The organism is Saccharopolyspora erythraea NRRL 2338 (assembly GCF_000062885.1).
GTDB lineage: Bacteria > Actinomycetota > Actinomycetes > Mycobacteriales > Pseudonocardiaceae > Saccharopolyspora_D > Saccharopolyspora_D erythraea.
The window spans coordinates 4,923,032-4,941,288 of the sequence record NC_009142.1 but is presented as its reverse complement, the minus strand read 5'-3'; the positions used below and the strand labels follow the sequence as shown (position 1 = coordinate 4,941,288).

Genomic DNA, 18,257 nt, shown 5'->3' with positions numbered 1-18,257 from the left:
CTACCGGCGGCTCAGGTTGGCCGGCTACCCCCTGATCTTCGTGGTGGCCGCCGTCTGCTGCCGACTGCTCTTGCCGCCGAACCCGGAGCATGCGGACGAGACCGGTCAAGGCAGCTACCTCGCCCTGGTGGCGATGTTCTTCTTCGGTGCCGTCATCGCCGAGCTGCTCGCCATTGCGCGCATCCGGAAGTCGCAGCCGATGCGGCTCCACCTCGCCGAAATCGCCCCGCGTTGGGGCGTGGGATTTTGCGGAGCACTTGTGCCGGCGACATTCGCGCTCGGGCTGATCGACCTCCAGGCGCAGCCGCACATCACGCCGAACATGCTTCTCCTGGCCGAGCAGAACAAGCAACACACCGGCACGCCCATCGCCGTTCCGTTCGTCGGTACCGCTTTGGTGGCGCTGCTCGTCATGTTCGTGCTCTGGTCGGCGCGGACTCGCTCGTTCAGCGCCGATGCCGAGCTGGACCGGGCGTTGCGCAACCGCAGCGCGCGGGTGGTGCTGGGTCTCGGGATCGGGATGCAGGTGTCGTTCCTGGGTCTTGTCTGGTGGCGGATGGACTTCCTGTCCCGCTTCGCCACCGGTGCCGACCTGTCCGGGGCACAACCCGCTGAGGTCGTCCTGGAAAACTGGGCGCGGGGGATGGTCGACCTCGTTCAGCCGTGGTTGTTGCTGGTCGTCACCGGCGGCATGTTCGGCTGGCTCCTCGTGGCGAATCCGGGCAAAGCGTGGAGAACCCACCGCACCCGCTGAAGGCGGGCCGGTTCTTCGGGGCTGAAGACGGGACCGGTTCTTCGGTGAGGACCGCCTCGGTCAGACCGGCGCGCCGCCGAAACCGATCTCGTTGCCGTCCGGGTCGCGGAAAGTGGCCTTGCGGACGCCGTTGGAGTAGGTCTCGCGCTCGTCCGGCTCCAGACCGCGCTCGGCGATCCGCGAGACGCGGGCGTCGAAGTCGCTGACGAAGATCGTGTGCATGGCGTGTCCGGCGTGTTCGGGTCGCACCTCGATGAACACGTACCGGTGCTCGGCGAGCTCCCACACCGCCTCGGTGTCGTTGGGCAGGAACGCCGGCGGGGCGCCGAGGAGCCGCTCGTACCAGGCCGCCGCCGCGGCGTAGTCGCGGACGGGGATCCCCGCGAAAAGGTCTACGGTCATCAGGTCAGGTTAGGGACTGCCGGTTCCCGGTGGGGAGTCGTGCAGGGCGCCGGTTTCGACCGCTGTCCTGGGCAGCGATCTCTTGTACGCTATTCCACGGAAGATTGGATTAGCGATGGGTGAACAGGGTGCGAAGGCGGTTCTCTTCGAGCAGTTCGCGCGCGTGGGCAAGGCGCTGGCCAGCGGGAAGCGGCTCGAACTGCTGGACATCCTCGCGCAGGGCGAGCGCACGGTCGAGTCGCTGGCGCGCGCGGCCCAGCTCGGGATGACGACCGCCTCGGCGCATCTGCAGACCCTCAAGCGGGCGAACCTCGTCGTCACTCGCGGAGAGGGCACCAAGGTGCACTACCGGCTGGCGGGAAGCGATGTGGCCGCGCTGTACGCGCTCGTGCGCGCCGTGGCCGATGCGCACCTGCCCGACGTGGAAGCCGCCCGCGCCGACTACTTCGGCGCGGGGGACGGCGCCGAGCACGTCAGCCGCGAGGAACTGCTGCGGCGGGTGGAGCTCGGCGACGTGGTCGTGCTCGACGTGCGGCCGCGCGAGGAGTACCAGGCCGGCCACATCCCGGGCGCGGTGTCGGTCCCGCTGGACGAGCTGGCCGGCAAGCTCGGCGAGATCTCCGCCGACCAGGAGGTCGTCGCCTACTGCCGCGGGAGCTACTGCGTGCTCGCCCACGACGCCGTGCGCCTGCTCACCGCCCACGGCCGCCCCGCGCGTCGCCTGGCCGAGGGGATGCTCGAATGGCGCTTGGCCGAACTGCCGGTGGAAACGACGTGACCGCCGGTACGTGCACGACCACGGCAACGGTGTGGCGGCAGTGAGTGCGATGACCGCCGCGTCCCCAGTCGACCAGCCCGCTGCGCGGGTGACGGCGGCCGGCTCTCCGCCTCCGCGGCCTCCGGCCGCGTCAGCTCATCCCCGCCATCGGGAGGCACACCTGTGACCGCCGCTGTTCATCCGGCGCAAAGGCGCATCCTCGCCGTGCTCGTGGGCGCCCAGGTCCTCAGTGGAGCCGGGCTCGCCGCAGGCATCACCGTCGGCGCCCTGCTCGCCGAGGACATGCTCGGCAGCACCGGTCTGGCCGGCCTGCCCAGCGGGCTGTTCACCATCGGCTCCGCCGTCGCCGCGACCGTCATCGGCCGCACGTCGCAGCACCTGGGCCGTCGCACCGGGCTCGCCGCCGGCTACGTCGTGGGAGCCGTGGGCGGCCTCGGGGTCGTCATCGCCGCCGCGACCGGCAGCGTGTTCCTGCTCTTCCTCTCGCTCTTCGTCTACGGCTCGGGGACCGCCACCAACCTCCAGGCCCGCTACGCGGGAGCCGATCTGGCCGTGCCGCACCACCGCGGCCGGGCGGTGAGCACGGTGCTGGTGGCGACCACGGCGGGTGCCGTCGCGGGACCGAACCTGGTCACGGTGATGGGCTCGGTGGCCGACGCCGTGGGCATCCCGTCGCTGGCCGGGCCGTTCATCCTGGCGGCCTTCGCCTACGCCGCCGCCGGAGTCGTGCTGTGGATCATGCTCCGGCCTGATCCGCTGCTCACCGCGCGCTCTCACGCCGCGGAGAACGCGCGTGCCGCCAACGGGGACGCGGACGAACCGGTAGACCCCACCGGACGCAGCGGACTTCTGCTGCTGGGTACGGCCGTCATGGTGCTGACCCAGCTCATCATGGTCGCCGTCATGACGATGACGCCCATCCACATGCAGCACCACGGCCAGGGCGTCGGCGCCGCGGGCCTGGTCATCGCCGTGCACGTGGGCGCGATGTACCTGCCGTCGCCGTTCAGCGGGCTGCTCGTCGACCGCTTCGGGCGCCTGGCGGTGGCCGCCGCGTCCGGGCTCACCCTGCTGGCTTCGGGTCTGCTCGCCGCTCTGGCGCCGCCCCACTCGGTGTGGCTGCTGGCGCTCGCGCTCGCCCTGCTCGGGCTCGGCTGGAACTTCGGGCTGGTCAGCGGCACCGCGATCATCACCGACACGGTTCCGCTGGCCACCCGCGCCAAGACGCAGGGCACCGTCGACGTCGCCGTCGCCCTCGCCGGGGCGGGAGGCGGAACGGCCTCTGGTCTGGTCGTGGCGGCCAGCGGCTTCAGCGCTTTGGCCATCGCCGGCGGCATCCTCGGCCTGGCCATCATCCCGGCCGTCGCGTGGACCGCTCGCGTGCGCCCGTCGACGACGGGTTCGTAGCGGCGAACGCGTGCCGGTCTTCACCGGCCGAGTGGTGTCAAGCCGCACCCGCGATCGGCACCAAGATCACAAGTTGTCGAGTCCGCGGATCGGTCGCAGCCCGATCGGATAGCCTGCGGATCATGCTCTTCTTCGGTGTCGCCGGGGTTTTCCTGTTGCTCTTCCTGGTCAGTTTCCTCTACGACCGGCGGCTCGTGCGCAACGGTGTCTACCTCTTCCTCGCGCTCGTCTTCCTGGCCGGAGGATTGCTGCTGGAGCTCAGCGCGGTCTCGCGGCAGGCGGCCGCCGTCGTGCTCTTGGGGGTGCTGCTCCTGCTTCCGCTGATCACTCTCGTGCTGGCGGGGTTCCTGATCGTGAACGGCGTGACGATGATGCGCCGTGAGGGCAAGCGCCCGGCGAACCTGCTGTCGCTGGCCGCCGGTCTGGGGATCATCGGCATCGTGGCGGTCAAGGCGCTGGCCAACATCACGCGTTGGCTGCCGCTGCAGGTCGCGGTGGAGGCGGTGAGCGACGTGCTCGCGTACGTGTCGCTGCTGTTCGTGTGCTTCCTGCTGTACTCGTTCGTCTACGGCAGGATCCGGCATCGCCGCGACGTCGATTTCATCGTGGTGCTCGGTTCGGGGCTGATCGGTTCGCGGGTGCCGCCGCTGCTGGCCGGCCGCCTCGACCGGGCGCGGGCCGCGTTCGAGGCCGAAGAGGCGAAGGGCCGCCGTCCGGTGTTGGTGACCTCGGGCGGGCAGGGGCCTGGTGAGGACCTTCCCGAAGCGCGCGCGATGGCCGACTACCTCATCGCCCAGGGCGTGCCCGAGGACCGCATCCTGGTCGAGGACCAGTCGCGGAGCACCGAGGAGAACCTGCGGTTCAGCAAGGCGATCATGCGGGAGCGCCGCCCGGACTACCGTTGCCTGGTCGTCACCAACAGTTTCCACGTCATGCGGGCCGCCCGCATCGCTCGCGGCGAGAAGGTCAACGCGCAGGTGATCGGCTCGCGCACGGCGCGCTACTTCCTGCCCAGCGCGACGATCCGCGAGTTCGTGGCGGTCTTCCTGGCGCACCGGGTGGTGAACATCGGCGTTTGCCTGTTCCTGGTCAGCACCAGCGTCGTCTCCGCGTTCTGAGCGGACCTGCGCACCCCGCGGTGACACCGGATTGCTGGGGTGACACCGGCCCCTACCGGTTGTTCAATGTGGACGATCTGATGGCCGGATACCGGAGCCGGCCCCGGTATCCGGTCCGCACGGCTCCGTCAGAACCAGTGGCTTCGTCCACCGACCTTGGTTCCCGTCCGACCCATCACGAACAGCACGAGCCCCACTGCGAGCAGGATGCCACCGATCGTGTAGAGGATGGAAATGTTGAGCACCACGCCAAGGATCAGCAAGATCAGACCAAGAGTGATCACGTCTTCTCCAAAGGTGACTGGCGGAAGGCTGTCATCGTCGTAGTACCCGGAATCGGCGCTTGTGAATCATCCTGCAGGATGGCGAATGCGTTTCTGGAGAGGGAAAGTCGGGCGTCACTTCCCCGCAGTCAACGCGCATCGCGGGGCTGCCCGTCGACCAGGGCCGCCGCGACGTTCGGGCGGCAGTCCAGTACGACGTCGAGTCCGGCTGTCCGCAGCGCGTCGCGAACCTCGTCGGTGGCGACCACCACGCGCAGGCCGATCCCACTGCTCCGGGTGGTCATGTAGGCGCGGGTGAGCAACTGCAGGCCGGCGATGCCCAGCCGGTGCACACGACTCAGATCCACCACGAGGTAGCGGATCGCCGGGTCCGGGCTCGGCCGCAGCAACGCCTCCAGCTCGTCGGCGCAGCGTTGCGACACCTCGCCTTCCACGGCCATGACGAGCGCATCCGGCTGCGGCCGGAACACGTTGCCCCGCAACGCAACCCTCGGCACGGGCTCCGGCGAGGGCACCACCGGTTCCGGGAGCTGCGAACCCAGCTGCTGAACGGTCATCGTTGCCGCCCTTCCTCTTCCGCACTGCTCCGCGGCCTGGACCCGCACACCGACCGGCCGCGCCTGGACGCCGAGCACCGCTGCTCGCGCCGAAGATCTAGTACCCCGGCAGCCGAGGATCAAACCTGCCGGCCCACCGGCCGCCACCAGCGATCCCGTGGCGTCCGCCTCGGTCGTCGCGCCGGAGGCCCGCTCGGGTGCGGTGGGTGATGTGCTGTCGGTTAAGCTCGGGGTCGGTTGAGCAGCCAGCCGAGGAACAGAGTCCGGACCGTCGCGCCTTCTGGTCAGCGGTCCGCCTGTCGGCCGCGGTGCAGTGTGCCTGCATCCGTCGGACGGGGGCCAAGTCTGTGAAGGTGGAGCGAGCTCAGGTGCTATCGGACAACGCCACGGTCAGCGACGCGGCGACCCGTGCCGCGGCGACCATCGAGGACTCGCGGCTGGCGGCGGTGGCCCGCTACGACATCCTGGACACCCCACCGGACGGGCCCTTCGACCGCGTCGCGGCGCTGGCCGCGAAGCTCCTGCGGGCACCGGTGGCCACGGTCTCGATCGTGGATGCCGACCGGATCTGGTTCAAGGCCACCCATGGCCTGCACGGGGTGACCGAGATCGAGCGCGCCCCCGGTTTGTGCGCCTCGGCGATCCAGCAGGAAGAACCGTACGTGGTCACCGACGCCCTGACCGATCCGCGCACCGCCGGAAACCCGCTGGTGCACGGCGAGATGGGGGTGCGGTTCTACGCCGCCGCGCCGATCACGACCTCCGACGGGCATCGGCTTGGCACCGTCGACATCCTCGACACCCGTCCCCGCCAGATCGGTCAGGACGAGTTGGACACGCTCCGCGAACTGGCCGGGGTGGTCATGGACGCCCTGGAGCTGCGCCGCTCGGCACAGCTGACCCTGCGCAAGGAACGGCGGGCACGCGGCCAGATGGAGCGCATCACCTCCGCCCTGCAGCGCAGCCTGCTGCCGCCGTCGCTGCCGTCGGTGCCCGGCCTGGAGGTGGCCTGCCACTACCACGCCGCGTCTCCCGCCGAGGTGACCGGCGACTTCTACGACGTGTTCGCCCTGGGCGGTGGCCGGTGGGCGTTCTTCCTCGGTGACGTCACCGGCCACGGCGCACAGGCCGCCGCGGTGACGTCGCTCACCCGGTACACCCTGCGAGCGGCCGCGCTGCACAGCCAGGACCCGGCAGCGGTGCTGGCCGAGCTGAACGCGGCGCTGCTGCTGGACCCCAACGTGCCGCAGCACTGCACCGTGCTGTTCGGCCTCTTGCGGCCCGAGCCCACCGGAGGCTTCGAGATCACGCTGGCGGGTGGAGGCCATCCGCCCGCGCTGCGCACCCATTCGGGCTCCGGTGTCGTCGAGGAGATCTTCCCGGGCGGGATGCTGGTCGGCGCGCTGCCGGATGCGGAGTTCGAGTCCTGCCGCCTGCACCTGCGGGAAGGGCAAACCCTGCTGCTCTACACCGACGGCCTCACCGAAGCCCGGCCCAGAGGTGAGTTCTTCGGGGAGGAAGGTCTGAAGGCGTTCCTCGCGTCCCACCCCACCACCTCGGCGAGTGAGCAGATCAGCGAGCTGACCGGGCTGCTCGCCGGGTTCGACCCGGGGCCGACCGACGACGTGGCGCTGCTGGCGCTGAGCGTGAAGTCCCCGACGAGCTGACGGCACGCCGGCCCGGTGCCGGCTACCCGTGGCCGTTGTCCCGGCAGGCCGCCAGCAGGTCGAGCACCATCCCGCCCAGCTGCCGCATGTGCTGGGCCGGGTCACCGCCTGTCTGGATGGACGCCGACGCCATCGCCGAGTACGCGGCGAGCAGCTGCGCCTTGTCGCGGATGGCCGGGTTCGACGACCTGCTGCCTGCCTCGGCCGCGTCGTAGAGCTCTTGGGGGTTGGTACGGAAACCGTTGGCTTCGATCGCCAGTACCGCGTCGCACGCCTGTCCCGCGGTGTCGACCGTGGCGGGGGCGCGGCGTCGGTCGATGTGGCCCCGCTCGTCAGGGCGGTGCTCGGCGCCGCGGTGGACTCGGGTGGTGGCGCCGGTTCGTCGTCGGCGGAGCATCCGCTCAGGAAGGCGGCCAAGGCGCACCACGTCAGAGCGACCGCGGCCCGCCGTCGAGTTGTCATAGCCGAGCAGTGTCGCAGTGGCCCGACGGGGGCGACAGCCTCCAGAGGGGCGAAGAGTCCCGCAGCGAGTCCGTCGCCGCGGTACGACCGCGTCCGGCTCGGGTGTTTCGCGGCGGCGCGATGGGCACCCCGTCGGGCGGGAAGGAGGACACGATGAGCGACCAGCAGCAGACACCGCCAGGTGTGGAAGGGCTGATGCGGCCGCGTCCGGACCACGGCGAAAACAGCTACACCGGTTCCGGGCGGCTGGAGGGCAAGGCCGCGGTGATCACCGGGGGTGACAGCGGCATCGGCAAGGCCGTGGCGATCGCCTTCGCCCGCGAGGGCGCGGACGTCCTGCTGTCGTACCTGGACGAGCACGATGACGCGCGGGACACCGCCGAACTGGTCGAACAGGCCGGGCGCAAAGCCGTCCTGGTGCCCGGCGACCTCGCCGAGCCCGCGCACTGCCGAGCGGTCATCGCTCAGGCGGTCGAGCACTTCGGGCGCATCGACGTGCTGGTCAACAACGCGGCCTTCCAGATGACCCGCGACCGGCTCGAGGACATCCCCGACGAGGAGTGGGACCGCACCGTGGCCACCAACCTGGACGCGATGTTCCACCTGTGCAAGGCAGCTGTGCCGCACATGGGTCCGGGGTCGTCGATCATCCACTCCACGTCGGTGAACTCCGACATGCCACCGCCGAAGCTGCTCGCCTACGACGCGACCAAGGCCGCGATCGCCAACTTCAGCGCGGGACTGGCGCGGATGTACGGCGACCGGGGCATCCGGTCCAACAGCGTCGCGCCCGGCCCGATCTGGACACCGCTCATCCCCGCCACGATGCCGCCGGAGCAGGTCGAGCAGTTCGGCCAGGAGGTGCCGATGCGGCGCGCGGGGCAACCCGCCGAGGTGGCGCCGGTCTACGTCATGCTCGCCTCCGACGAGTCGAGCTACGTCTCGGGTTCGCGCATCGCCGTCACCGGCGGCGCACCGATCCTCTGACGCAGGGACTGGTCACCGCTGCGCCTGAGCAGCCCGGGTCGAGTCCCACGCCTTCGGCGGCCTGCCGGTACGCGCCGGCGACACTGCGGTCAACGACAGCTCGGTCGTCGCCATCCGCGACGAAAGGACTCAGAGGGCGAATGCGCCGGTCAGGAGCGCTCCTGCGGTCATGACGAGGGTGGTGGCGAAGGCCCAACCGAAGATGAAGCGCTGGTGCCGGCCGAGTTGCACCCCGCTCATCCCGACCAGGATGAAGGTGGACGCGGTCAGCGGGCTCAGCGGGAACCCGGTGGTCATCTGCCCGAGAACGGCGGCCCGGGCGACTTCGGCCGGGGCGAGGCCGTACGCGCCGGCGGTCTCGGCGAGCACGGGGAGGATGCCGTAGTAGTAGGCGTCCGGGGTGAACACCAGGCTCAGGGGCATGCCGGTGACAGCCACCAGCACCGGCAGGTGACCGCCGAGGGAGGCGGGCACGACCGACACCAGTGCCCTGGCCATCTCGCTGATCATGCCGGTCTCGGTGAGGACTCCGGTGAACACGCCCGCGGCGAAGATCATGGTGGTGACCAGGACGACGCTCTTGGCGTGCCGGTCCAGCACGGCCTGCTGCTGTTCCCAGGTGGGGTGGTTGACCAGCAGCGCGATCGCGAACCCGAGCACGAACAGCACCGGCAGCGGCATCAGCTCCAGGACCAGGCTGATGAGGAGGACGGCGGTCAGGGCCAGGTTGAACGCGGTCAGCCAGGTCCGCCGCGATTCCGGCGCCCGCATCGTGCCGGGCCCGTCACCGCTGACCTGCGCGGGTGCGTCTCGTTCCGCCTCCTCCCGGGGAACCGGTACCCCGAGCGCGCCGAGACGGCGTCGCTCGCGGCCACCGATCAGGAAGGAAGCCACCAGCACCCACGCGATGCCGAGGCCCATCGCGGGCAGAACGGGCGTGAAGATCTCGGAGCTGTCCAGCTTCAGCGCCGTGATCGCGCGCATGGTCGGGCCGCCCCAGGGGACCATGTTCATCACGCCCGCGCCCAGGCACACGACACCGGTCAGCACCAGCGGGCGCATGCCCAGTCGCTTGTAGACGGGCAGCAGCGCGGAAACGGTGATGAGGAAGGTCGACGCGCCGTCTCCGTCGAGGGCCACGCACATCGTGAGGACGGCGGTGCCGACGGCGACCCACCGCGGGTCGTTCCCGGCGATGCGCAGGATGGCGCGGATCAGGGGATCGAAGAGGCCGGCGTCGACCATCAGGCTGAAGTACAGCACCGCGAAGGCGATCATGATGCCGGTCGGGGCGACCGTGGACAGCCCTTCCAGCACCACGGGGCCAAGCTCTGCTCCGAACCCGCCCGCCAGCGCGGCCAGGACCGGGAGCAGGACCAGCGCCACCAGGACCGAGACGCGCCTGGTCATGGTGAGCAGCAGGAAGAGGGCGATCGTGGTGAAGCCGAGGGCTGCCAGCATGGTCTCGCTCGCTTTCTCGTAGAGCGGCTCGTGCAGGACGGCGAGCGGTGTGGGCGGTGGGGCGCCGTGCGTTGCCGAAGAGTTTCCGCGCGGCGACAGATCGATGTCCAGCATCGGATTCGCATTTATCCATGCGATCCGGGCATCAATTCCGGGCGGCCCGGCCTATGCTCTGCGGCTATGGAGGCCACCTTGCGCCAGCTCGCGGCGTACGCCGCGGTCGCCCGCGCGGCGAGCTTCACCGCCGCCGCGGAGGAGCTGCACGTGTCGCAGTCGTCGCTGAGCCGCGCGGTCGCGGACCTGGAGCGGCTGCTGGGCGCGCGGCTGCTGGAACGAGACACCCGCAACGTCCAGCTCACCGCCGCCGGTGCCGAGGCCCTGCGGGTGGCGGAGCGGATCGTCAACGCTCACCGCGCGGGCATGCAGGACCTGCGGCGGTTCCTGCTCGGCGAGTCCGGTGCGGTCGCCGTGGCCACCCTGCCGTCGGTCGCGGCGGTGTTGCTGCCGCAGGTGATCTCGGCCTTCCGCGCCCAGCGGCCGCGGGTGGCGGTGCACATCATGGACGGTCTGGAGCGGTCGGTGCTGGGCCGCGTACTCTCCGGTGACGCCGACTTCGCGATCACCACGGTCGGCGAGCCCTCGGACCAGCTCGAGCAGCGTCCTCTGGTCCGCGACCGCTTCGTCGCGGTGCTGCCGCCCGACCACCCCTTCACCGAGGCGCCGGAGGTGGCCTGGGAGGACCTCGCCGGCGAGCCGTTCCTCGCGGTCGGCCGGGACTCGAGCGTGCGGCGGCTCACCGACGCGGCGTTCGCCCAGATCGACGCGCATGCGGCTCCGGCGGCCGAGGCGTCGAGCGTGGCGACGGTGGGCGGACTCGTCGCCGCGGGCCTCGGCGTCTCGGCGCTGCCTGCGCTGGTCCTGCCCCTCGTGGGCGCCGGGCCCGTGGTGACCCGGCCGCTCGTGGAGCCCGAGGTCGACCGGCGCCTGGACATCGCGCTGCGCGCGCAGCGAGCCCGTCCACTGGCCGCCGACCGGTTCCTGGAGACGCTCGACGAGTTCCGGCAGGAGGGGCGCGACCTGCCGACCGGGGTCTCCTGGGCTTGAGCCGAACGGCATCCTTGCGGAGATCGCATGGATTTATGGTCTTCCTTTGCTCGACAGGCATTTCTGCGGTTGGGCAGGCTTGAAGCCGATCCACCCGGAACTCCGCTGGGTGGTGGGCAACCGCGGACGGCGAGGAGCGGCCATGGCGCCACAGCAGCACACGACCGGGCACGGGCAGCTTCGCGGGCTGAAGGTCGTCGAGTTCGCGCACGTCGTGGCCGGGCCGATGGCCGGGTCGATGCTCGCCGACCAGGGCGCGGACGTCGTGCACGTCGAGCCTCCCGGCACAGGAGACGCGGCCCGCGGCATGGGGCCGAAGCGCGACGGTGTTCCCCTGTGGTTCAAGGTCGCGGGGCGCAACAAGCGGTCGGTCACCCTCGACCTGCGCCAGGAAGCCGGCCGGGCCGTGGCCCACCGGCTCGTCGCGTGGGCCGACGTCGTGATCGTCACCTTCCGCCCGGGACGGCTGCGCGCCTGGGGGCTCGACTGGGATTCCGTGCACCGCATCAACCCCGAGGCCGTGCTGCTGCAGATCTCCGGCTACGGCGCCACTTCCTCGCACGCCGACGAGCCCGGCTTCGGCAAGATGGGCGAGGCGCGCAGCGGCGTGGTGCACCTGACCGGCCACCCGGACGGCCCTCCCGTCCACACCGGCTTCTCCCACGGCGACGCGGTGACCGGGCTGATGGGTGCCTACGCGGTGCTCGCCGCACTCCACCGCCGCGACCACGACCCGGACTTCGACGGCGAATGGATCGACCTCGCGCTGTTCGAGCCGCTGTTCCGGCTCGTCGAGTGGCAGGTCATCACGCACGACCAGCTGGGCGAGGTGCCGCAGCGAGCCGGTAACCAGCTCGCGGTCGCCCCCGCCGCGGTCATCAACACCTACCGGTCCCGAGAGGGCGAGTGGATCACGGTGACCTCCGCGACGCCGCGTTCGGTGCGCAACGTGGCCCGGCTGCTCGGGTTGCCGGAGGACGAGTTCGCCACGACGGAGCAGCAGCACGCCGGTCGGCAACGGCTCGACGAGGGTCTGCGGGCCTGGATCGCGCAGCGCTCGACCGACGAGTGCCTGACGGAGTTCATGCGCAACGAGGTGGTGGCGTCGCGGGTCTTCAGCGCCGCCGACATCGCCACCGACCCGGTCTACGCCGAGCGCGAGGACATCGTCACCGTCGACGATCCCGAGCTCGGCCCGGTGCGGATGCAGGCGGTTCTCCCGCACTTCAGGCGCAACCCGGGCCGGATCTGGCGGACCGGGCCGGATCTGGGCCAGGACAACGACCTCGTGTACCGGGACTGGCTCGGGCTGGGTGATCAGGACGTCGCGGACCTGGAGAAGAACGGTGTCATCTGAGACCGGTGTCCAGCCGTCGTCGCGGCCCGCCCTGCGTTCGCTGCTGTTCGTGCCCGGGACGAAGGTGGAATGGCTGGGCAAGGCGAAGGAGTCCGGCGCCGACGCGGTCATCCTCGATCTGGAGGACGCGGTACCCGAGCTGCAGAAGCCGCACGCCCGCGGCCAGGTCGCCGAAGCCGTGGCGCAGGCCGAGGCGAACGCGTTCGGGAGCGTGGCGGTCTTCGTCCGCGTCAACCCGCTCGAAAGCTGGGAGGTGGCCGACGAACTGCGCGCGATCGCGCGTCCGGGCTTGTCCGGGATCGTGCTGCCCAAGGTGAGCAGCGCGCGAGACGTGTGGCTGGCCGACCGGATGCTCGGCTGGTGCGAACGCGAGGCCGGCCTTCCTGCCGATCAGGTCGCCCTGGTCCCGCTGCTGGAGACCGCGCGCGGTCTGCGGGATGCCCAGGACGTCGCCGCGGCTGCTGCGCGCGTGGCGTACCTGGGCGCGCTCACCGCGCCCGGCGGTGACGTCGAGCGCGCCGTCGGTTACCGCTGGACTCCGGAGGGAACCGGAACGCTGGCGCTGCGCGCCCGTGTCCTGCTCGATGCCCGGGCGGAGCAGGTGCCGCACCCGGTCACCGGGCTGTGGACCCGGATCGACGACCTCGGCGGACTGCGCGCTTTCGCCGAGCAGAACCGGGATCTCGGCTACGAGGGCATGATGGCGATCCACCCGTCCCACGTCCCCGTGATCAACGAGGTCTTCTCGCCCGGACCGGAGGAACTCGACCGCTGCGCCCGCCTGGTCGCGAGCGTGGAGGAAGCCCAGGCGCACGGGGTGGGCGCGGTGTCGTTCGAGGGGGAGATGGTCGACGAGGCCATGGTCGCCACGGCCCGGCTGACCCTGCGACGGCATGCCCGCGAACGCGGTCCCGACTCGCCGGGAGCGGCAGCGGGTGGTGAGCACTGACCGTCGAGGCTCGGTCCTGGTAGCTGCTGCCGCGGTGTGATCGACGGCAACTTGTGATGCCCGTGGCGTTCGGCGGCTTTCCGGCGCCGGTCTCGGTGAGAATCGGACGCACAGTCCACAGACGCCGCTCGGCGTGGAGCGCGTATCCCGGCCCGAAGGGATGTGCGTGTGATCACCGATGCGTTCCCCGCCACCAGGCGGCCGCGCGGCCTGCTGCCGGCGTGGCTGGTGCGCATGCTGCGCCCGGCCCCGTACTCGCGGGACTGGACGCGGGTGTGCGCGGCGACCGTCGGCATCGGGGGACCGCAGATCGCCGGGTTGGCGACCGGCCGGGTGGAGGAGGCCGTGCTCGCCTCGGTCGGCGCGCTGTGCGTGAGCTTCTCGGACCTGACGACCTCCTACCGGCACCGGTTGCGCCGAGTCGGGCTGACCGCCGTGCTCGGTGCGATCGGCTTCACCGCGGGGGCCGGGGCCGCCGGCCCGTGGTGGGCAGCGGCGACCGTGGTCGCGGTGTCGCTGGTGTCGGTGCTGTCGAGTCGGATGGGGGACCTCTGGGCCGCGGCGGGTGCGCAGATGCTCACCTTCTGCGTGGTCGCGACCGGTCAGCACTCCCAGTCGCTCGGGCTCGGCGCGCAGGTCCTGTGGTTCCTCTGCGGGGAAGTGCTGTTGGTGGCGATGGTCGCGGCGACATGGCCGTTCCGCCGCACCGCCCCGGCCCGGGAGGCGGTGGCGAGGGTGTTCGACACGACGGTGCGCATGTTCGACGCCGCCGGGACAGACCGGGCGATCGGTATCCGCCAGGACCTGACCCGGGCGCTCAACACCGCGCACGACATCCTGCTCGGCGGCGCGTCGACGTCCCGCAGCCGGGTCCACGACCGGCTCTACGTCGTCCTCACCCGCGTCACGCCCGTCGTCGAGGCCGCGGTCGCGTTGACGCACTCCGGAGTCCGGCCACCGGAGCGGGTGGTGGCCGCCCTGCGGGAGCTCGCGCGCAGCGTCCGCAGCGGTGACCTCCCCGCGCCGCACAAGCCGCCGGCGGCCGATGCCGCGACGGTGCGGGCGCTGGACGCGGGAATCGCGGATTTGATCACCGCGTGGCGTCGCGCGAAGCCGGTGCGGGTGAGCGGGCGGAGCCGGAGTCCGGGGGAGAGGCTGCAGGTGTGGCGCGGCAGCGTGACCTTCGGCCGCACCACCTGGCTGCTCGCGCTGCGCATGTCGCTGTGCCTGGCGGTGGCCGAGGGCATCGGCCTGTTCGGCGGCCTCGACCAGGGGCACTGGATCGCGCTGACGGTCGCGCTGGTGCTCAAACCGAACTCGGGCTCGGTCTTCGCGCGCACGGTGCTGCGTGCGCTCGGCAGCGTCCTGGGCGTGTTGCTCGCGCTGGTGCTGCTCGCGCTGGTGCCGCCGGGCTGGGGGATCGTGGTGTTCACCACCGCGCTGGCCGCCGTGCTCCCGGTGGCCCTGAGCCGGCATTACGGTGCCTTCACCGCGGTCGTCACCGCGCTGGTGCTGCTGCAGATGAGCCAGTCGGAGCTGTTCGCCGACGCCCTGCCCACCGTCCGGCTGGTCGACTCGCTCGCCGGCTGTGCGATCGTGCTCGGCGTCGCGGCGCTGCTGCGCCCGTTGCATCCGCGTGCCGAACTCGCGGACCGGATCGCGGCGGTGACCGAGACCGTGTCGGAGTACGTGTCGCTGTCGCTGGCGGGGGTCGCGCAGGGACGTTCCGCCCTGCGGCGCCGCACCTACCGCGACCTGTCGGACCTGCGGGCGGCGCTGCAACAGCAGCTGATGGAACCGGCCGCGGGCCGGGCGGAACGCTGGTGGCCGGCGGTCATCCTGCTGGAACGCGTCGTCGACGCCGCGACCGAACGCGCGCTGCTGGGCGGGCACATCGGCGACGACCGCCTGCAGCACGCGCAGCGGCTGGTCTCCGGCATGCGCAGCGCCACGCGGCAGCTCCGCGACGGCGGAGCGTCGCCGGAGGTCCTGCGCGCGCATCTGGAGCGCGTGTACACCGAGGTCTGCGCGGCGTAGGTGCGGTCGTCACGGTTCCACGTCAGACCGGCACCTCGGACCGGTCGCCGCTCCAGAGGGTGTGGAACACGCCTTCGCGGTCGGTGCGCCGGTAGGTGTGGGCGCCGAAGTAGTCCCGCTGCCCCTGGGTGAGCGCCGCCGGTAGCCGGTCGGCGCGCAGGGTGTCGTAGTAGGTCAACGCTGCCGAGAAACCCGGGGTCGGCACGCCTTGCCGGGTGGCGGCGACCAGCACCGCCCGCCAGTCGTCCTGGGCGGCCGCGATCTCGCGGGCGAAGGCCTCGTCGGAGAGCAGGCTCGGAAGGTCCGGGCGCGCGTCGTAGGCGGCGCGGACGCGGTCGAGGAACGCGGCGCGGATGATGCAGCCCGCGCGCCAGATCGCGGCGACCGCGCCCAGGTCGATGTTCCAGCCGTACTCGGCACTTCCGGTGGCGATCTCGTGGAATCCCTGGGTGTAGGACACGATCTTCGACGCGTAGAGCGCCTGCTCCACCTGGTCGGCGAACGCCGCGGCCTCGGACTCGCCCAGCGGCGCGGGAGTGGGCCCCGCGAGTCCGCGGGAGGCCGCGCGCAGCGCGGTGTGGCCCGACAGCGAGCGGGCGAACACCGCCTCGGCGATGCCCGACACCGGCAGCCCCAGCTCGAGCGCGATCTGCACGGTCCAGCGGCCGGTGCCCTTCTGCTCGGCCTGGTCGGCGACGACGTCGACGAAGGGTTCACCGGTGGCGGCGTCCACATGGGACAGGACCTCGGCGGTGATCTCGATGAGGTAGGAGTCCAGGCGGCCGGTGTTCCAGGTGCGGAAGATCTCGGCGATCCGGGCCGGGGAGAAGCCCGCGACCTCGCGCAGCAGATGGTAGGCCTCGGCGATCAGCTGCATGTCGGCGTACTCGATGCCGTTGTGCACCATCTTGACGAAGTGCCCGGCACCGTCCGGGCCGACGTGGGTCACGCACGGTGCGCCGTCGGCGGCCTTGGCGGAGATCTTCTCCAGCATCGGACCGAGCGAGGCGTAGGACTCGTCCGAACCGCCGGGCATGATGCTGGGGCCGTGCAGGGCGCCCTCCTCGCCGCCGGAGATGCCGGTGCCGACGAAGTGGATGCCGTGCTCGCGCAGTTCGCGCTCGCGACGGCGGGTGTCGGCGAAGTGGGCGTTGCCGCCGTCGATGATCACGTCGCCGTGCTCCAGCAACGGGGCGAACTCCCGGATCACCGCGTCGGTGGGGTCGCCTGCCTTCACCATGACGACGAGCCTGCGCGGGCGCTCCAGCGCGGCGACGAAGTCCTCGGCCGACTCGGCCGCGACGAAGTCGCCCTCCTGGCCGAACTCGTCCATGAGCTCGCGGGTCTTCGACGCGGTGCGGTTGTGCACGGCGACCGCGTAGCCGTTGCGTGCGAAGTTGCGGGCGAGGTTGCGGCCCATGACCGCCAGCCCGGTGACGCCGATCTGGGCTGAAGTGCTCATGCGGTTGCTCCCGCTCCCGTGGGTTGCGCGGACGCCTGCCAGTCTGCGACTCGACGCGCTGCGGCGCCCGAGGGGCCGGTGGCCGGGCTCAGCGCTCGAAGGGATCACCGCGGGTCGGTGAGGTCCAGCAGGACCTTCGAGGCGACGGCCCGGTTCCCGGCGATGTCGAAGGCGGCGGTCGCTTCGGCCAGCGGGAAGGTGTGGGTCAGCACGGGGTCGACGTGCAGGCCCTCGCCCAGCAGCGACAGCGCCTCGTCGAACTCGCGGTCGAAGCGGAACGCTCCGAGCATCTCGATCTCCCGGGTGACCACGATGTTTCCCAGGAAGCCCGTCTCGCCCGGCGGTAGCAGGCCGAGCAGGACGACCGTGCCGCGGCGCGCGACCGTCCGCACGCACGTGCCCAGGCCCGCCGCCGACCCGGACGCCTCGATGGCGATGTCGACCTGATCGGGCTCCGCTCCGTCCGCCCGGACCGTGGAGGTGGCTCCGACAGCGGCCGCGATGGCCAGCGGCTCATCGAGCAGGTCGGTCACGACGATCTCGGCCGCCCCGGCGTTCTTCAACGCGGCCACGGTGAGGCAGCCGGCACGCCGGAGTTGCGCGGGCCCGGGTTCCCGGTGTCCTCTACAGCGTGTCGATCAAGGGCACCGTCAAGGAGACGGTCGGCCCGCTGAACGAACCGGTGCTGATCGGTGGCGAGATCGTCCGGCCCGGCGACGTGGTTCGCGGTGACGCGGACGGCATCGTGGTGGTCCGGCGCGAGGACCTCGCCGAGGCGATCCGCAAGTCCCGGGAAAGGGAGGAGGCCGAGGCCGGCTACATCGCCGCCTACCGCTCTGGCAGGAGCGTCATCGAGGTCAGCGGCCTCGCGGCCAAACTCGAGGCGAAGGGCCTGATCGTGGAGGAGTGAGGCTTGCACAGCCGTAGGCATCTCACTGCGACGCACACGGCCGTGGCGCGGCGCTGCACAATCATGAGATGAACGAGCGTCGCGCCTCCGGTTTCCCCATGAACGTCGTCTTCGTGCTCGCCGGCGCGGTGCTCGGCATCGTCCTGGCCATCGTATGGTGGTGGCTGGACGACGCGCGCGTTCTGGTGCGGCTCCAGGCCCAGTCGGCTCCTGAGGGACAGGTCTACGCGGGCGAATCGGGGCACGAGGTCGTGCTCGCCCGTATCGACAACCACCTCGGCGACGTCCAGGGCTACGAGGTGTGGCTGGGCCGGGCCGTGAACAGCGACACCCCGTACGGGCATGTCGTGGAGGTCCCCGACGGTTGGGATCCGAAGGACATGCGCGTGGACTGGCGTCCCGACGGCGTCGGCTTGGCCTTCGCCGACGGCGGCCAGATCCTCGTCCCCGCCGAGCACTTCACCGGCGGCCGATGACCGGCGACTCCTGTTGAGCGCGGTGGGCCAGGTCGCGGAGTTGCTTCCGACGCTTGCCCCAACTGCTGGACGGTCATCGGCTCGT

Annotated in this window: 19 protein-coding genes; 12 read left to right on the top strand and 7 right to left on the bottom strand. The window is 71.3% G+C overall.

The window, feature by feature from the left end; genetic code table 11:
- The first annotated feature begins 16 nt into the window (after positions 1-16).
- Positions 17-754, top strand: a complete 738-nt coding sequence (locus SACE_RS21385) for a hypothetical protein (RefSeq protein WP_231849718.1) — start codon at positions 17-19, stop codon at positions 752-754.
- Between the two features lie 60 nt (positions 755-814).
- Here the strand turns inward: SACE_RS21385 and SACE_RS21380 are convergent, their stop codons facing one another.
- On the bottom strand, positions 815-1,156 hold the full coding sequence (locus SACE_RS21380; protein WP_009942787.1) for a VOC family protein: 342 nt from the start codon (positions 1,154-1,156) through the stop codon (positions 815-817).
- Between the two features lie 115 nt (positions 1,157-1,271).
- Between SACE_RS21380 and SACE_RS21375 the strand changes: the two genes are divergently transcribed.
- The 3 genes from SACE_RS21375 to SACE_RS21365 all read left to right on the top strand — a co-directional run bounded on the left by SACE_RS21375 (position 1,272) and on the right by SACE_RS21365 (position 4,459).
- Entirely contained in the window at positions 1,272-1,934 is a 663-nt protein-coding gene (locus SACE_RS21375) for an ArsR/SmtB family transcription factor (RefSeq protein WP_009942789.1), read from the top strand.
- Positions 1,935-2,138: 204 nt separating this feature from the next.
- Positions 2,139-3,341: an MFS transporter gene (locus tag SACE_RS21370; RefSeq protein WP_009942790.1), complete on the top strand. Its 1,203-nt coding sequence runs from the start codon at positions 2,139-2,141 to the stop codon at positions 3,339-3,341.
- 122 nt (positions 3,342-3,463) lie between these two features.
- Positions 3,464-4,459 (top strand): YdcF family protein, encoded by a 996-nt coding sequence (locus SACE_RS21365; RefSeq protein WP_009942791.1) that lies wholly within the window; start codon positions 3,464-3,466, stop codon positions 4,457-4,459.
- A gap of 128 nt (positions 4,460-4,587) precedes the next feature.
- On the opposite strand, the gene SACE_RS37820 is transcribed toward SACE_RS21365, so the two are convergent.
- Entirely contained in the window at positions 4,588-4,743 is a 156-nt protein-coding gene (locus tag SACE_RS37820; RefSeq protein WP_021341585.1) for a DUF6131 family protein, read from the bottom strand.
- A gap of 128 nt (positions 4,744-4,871) precedes the next feature.
- Positions 4,872-5,300 (bottom strand): STAS domain-containing protein, encoded by a 429-nt coding sequence (locus SACE_RS21360; protein WP_009942793.1) that lies wholly within the window; start codon positions 5,298-5,300, stop codon positions 4,872-4,874.
- 368 nt (positions 5,301-5,668) lie between these two features.
- On the opposite strand from SACE_RS21360, the gene SACE_RS21355 reads away from it, so the two are divergent.
- A complete protein-coding gene (locus tag SACE_RS21355) occupies positions 5,669-6,967 on the top strand; it encodes a PP2C family protein-serine/threonine phosphatase (protein ID WP_009942794.1) in 1,299 nt (432 codons plus the stop codon).
- A 22-nt stretch (positions 6,968-6,989) separates the two neighbouring features.
- Here SACE_RS21355 and SACE_RS21350 read toward each other — a convergent pair whose 3' ends face one another.
- Entirely contained in the window at positions 6,990-7,364 is a 375-nt protein-coding gene (locus SACE_RS21350; RefSeq protein WP_009942795.1) for a hypothetical protein, read from the bottom strand.
- A gap of 218 nt (positions 7,365-7,582) precedes the next feature.
- Here SACE_RS21350 and SACE_RS21345 point away from each other — a divergent pair, with 218 nt between their 5' ends.
- Positions 7,583-8,416, top strand: a complete 834-nt coding sequence (locus tag SACE_RS21345; protein WP_011874332.1) for an SDR family oxidoreductase — start codon at positions 7,583-7,585, stop codon at positions 8,414-8,416.
- A gap of 129 nt (positions 8,417-8,545) precedes the next feature.
- Here the strand turns inward: SACE_RS21345 and SACE_RS21340 are convergent, their stop codons facing one another.
- The gene (locus SACE_RS21340) at positions 8,546-9,991 is read right to left on the bottom strand and encodes a CitMHS family transporter (RefSeq protein ID WP_009942798.1); all 1,446 of its coding nucleotides are present in this window, start codon (positions 9,989-9,991) and stop codon (positions 8,546-8,548) included.
- Between the two features lie 66 nt (positions 9,992-10,057).
- Between SACE_RS21340 and SACE_RS21335 the strand changes: the two genes are divergently transcribed.
- The 4 genes from SACE_RS21335 (at position 10,058) to SACE_RS21320 (ending at position 15,324) form a co-directional block, all read left to right on the top strand.
- Complete coding sequence (locus SACE_RS21335; protein WP_009942799.1) at positions 10,058-10,981, top strand: LysR family transcriptional regulator; 924 nt, start codon at positions 10,058-10,060, stop codon at positions 10,979-10,981.
- A 142-nt stretch (positions 10,982-11,123) separates the two neighbouring features.
- Positions 11,124-12,338 (top strand): CaiB/BaiF CoA transferase family protein, encoded by a 1,215-nt coding sequence (locus tag SACE_RS21330; protein ID WP_009942802.1) that lies wholly within the window; start codon positions 11,124-11,126, stop codon positions 12,336-12,338.
- Entirely contained in the window at positions 12,328-13,287 is a 960-nt protein-coding gene (locus tag SACE_RS21325; protein WP_009942804.1) for an HpcH/HpaI aldolase/citrate lyase family protein, read from the top strand. The genes SACE_RS21330 and SACE_RS21325 overlap by 11 nt, the downstream gene beginning before the upstream one ends.
- A gap of 168 nt (positions 13,288-13,455) precedes the next feature.
- Positions 13,456-15,324, top strand: a complete 1,869-nt coding sequence (locus SACE_RS21320; protein ID WP_011874330.1) for an FUSC family protein — start codon at positions 13,456-13,458, stop codon at positions 15,322-15,324.
- Positions 15,325-15,346: 22 nt separating this feature from the next.
- On the opposite strand, the gene gndA is transcribed toward SACE_RS21320, so the two are convergent.
- Both gndA and SACE_RS21310 read right to left on the bottom strand, forming a co-directional pair.
- The gene (gene gndA / locus SACE_RS21315) at positions 15,347-16,786 is read right to left on the bottom strand and encodes an NADP-dependent phosphogluconate dehydrogenase (protein ID WP_009942808.1); all 1,440 of its coding nucleotides are present in this window, start codon (positions 16,784-16,786) and stop codon (positions 15,347-15,349) included.
- 104 nt (positions 16,787-16,890) lie between these two features.
- Entirely contained in the window at positions 16,891-17,358 is a 468-nt protein-coding gene (locus SACE_RS21310; protein WP_009942810.1) for a zinc-binding dehydrogenase, read from the bottom strand.
- A gap of 59 nt (positions 17,359-17,417) precedes the next feature.
- Between SACE_RS21310 and SACE_RS21305 the strand changes: the two genes are divergently transcribed.
- Both SACE_RS21305 and SACE_RS21300 read left to right on the top strand, forming a co-directional pair.
- Positions 17,418-17,696 (top strand): S-adenosylmethionine--2-demethylmenaquinone methyltransferase, encoded by a 279-nt coding sequence (locus SACE_RS21305; protein WP_009942811.1) that lies wholly within the window; start codon positions 17,418-17,420, stop codon positions 17,694-17,696.
- A 68-nt stretch (positions 17,697-17,764) separates the two neighbouring features.
- Positions 17,765-18,172 (top strand): hypothetical protein, encoded by a 408-nt coding sequence (locus tag SACE_RS21300; RefSeq protein ID WP_231849717.1) that lies wholly within the window; start codon positions 17,765-17,767, stop codon positions 18,170-18,172.
- The last annotated feature ends 85 nt before the right edge of the window (positions 18,173-18,257 follow it).

Excerpts from the sequence above, each read along its gene's own strand:
- SACE_RS21350 (WP_009942795.1), bottom strand. The coding sequence starts at position 7,364 with ATGCTCCGCCGACGACGAACCGGCGCCACCACCCGAGTCCACCGCGGC.
- SACE_RS21330 (WP_009942802.1), top strand. The coding sequence starts at position 11,124 with ATGGCGCCACAGCAGCACACGACCGGGCACGGGCAGCTTCGCGGGCTG.
- SACE_RS21340 (WP_009942798.1), bottom strand. The coding sequence starts at position 9,991 with ATGCTGGACATCGATCTGTCGCCGCGCGGAAACTCTTCGGCAACGCAC.
- SACE_RS21335 (WP_009942799.1), top strand. The coding sequence starts at position 10,058 with ATGGAGGCCACCTTGCGCCAGCTCGCGGCGTACGCCGCGGTCGCCCGC.
- SACE_RS21380 (WP_009942787.1), bottom strand. The coding sequence starts at position 1,156 with ATGACCGTAGACCTTTTCGCGGGGATCCCCGTCCGCGACTACGCCGCG.
- SACE_RS21375 (WP_009942789.1), top strand. The coding sequence starts at position 1,272 with ATGGGTGAACAGGGTGCGAAGGCGGTTCTCTTCGAGCAGTTCGCGCGC.
- SACE_RS21300 (WP_231849717.1), top strand. The coding sequence starts at position 17,765 with ATGAACGAGCGTCGCGCCTCCGGTTTCCCCATGAACGTCGTCTTCGTG.
- SACE_RS21365 (WP_009942791.1), top strand. The coding sequence starts at position 3,464 with ATGCTCTTCTTCGGTGTCGCCGGGGTTTTCCTGTTGCTCTTCCTGGTC.
- SACE_RS21360 (WP_009942793.1), bottom strand. The coding sequence starts at position 5,300 with ATGACCGTTCAGCAGCTGGGTTCGCAGCTCCCGGAACCGGTGGTGCCC.
- gndA (WP_009942808.1), bottom strand. The coding sequence starts at position 16,786 with ATGAGCACTTCAGCCCAGATCGGCGTCACCGGGCTGGCGGTCATGGGC.
- SACE_RS21345 (WP_011874332.1), top strand. The coding sequence starts at position 7,583 with ATGAGCGACCAGCAGCAGACACCGCCAGGTGTGGAAGGGCTGATGCGG.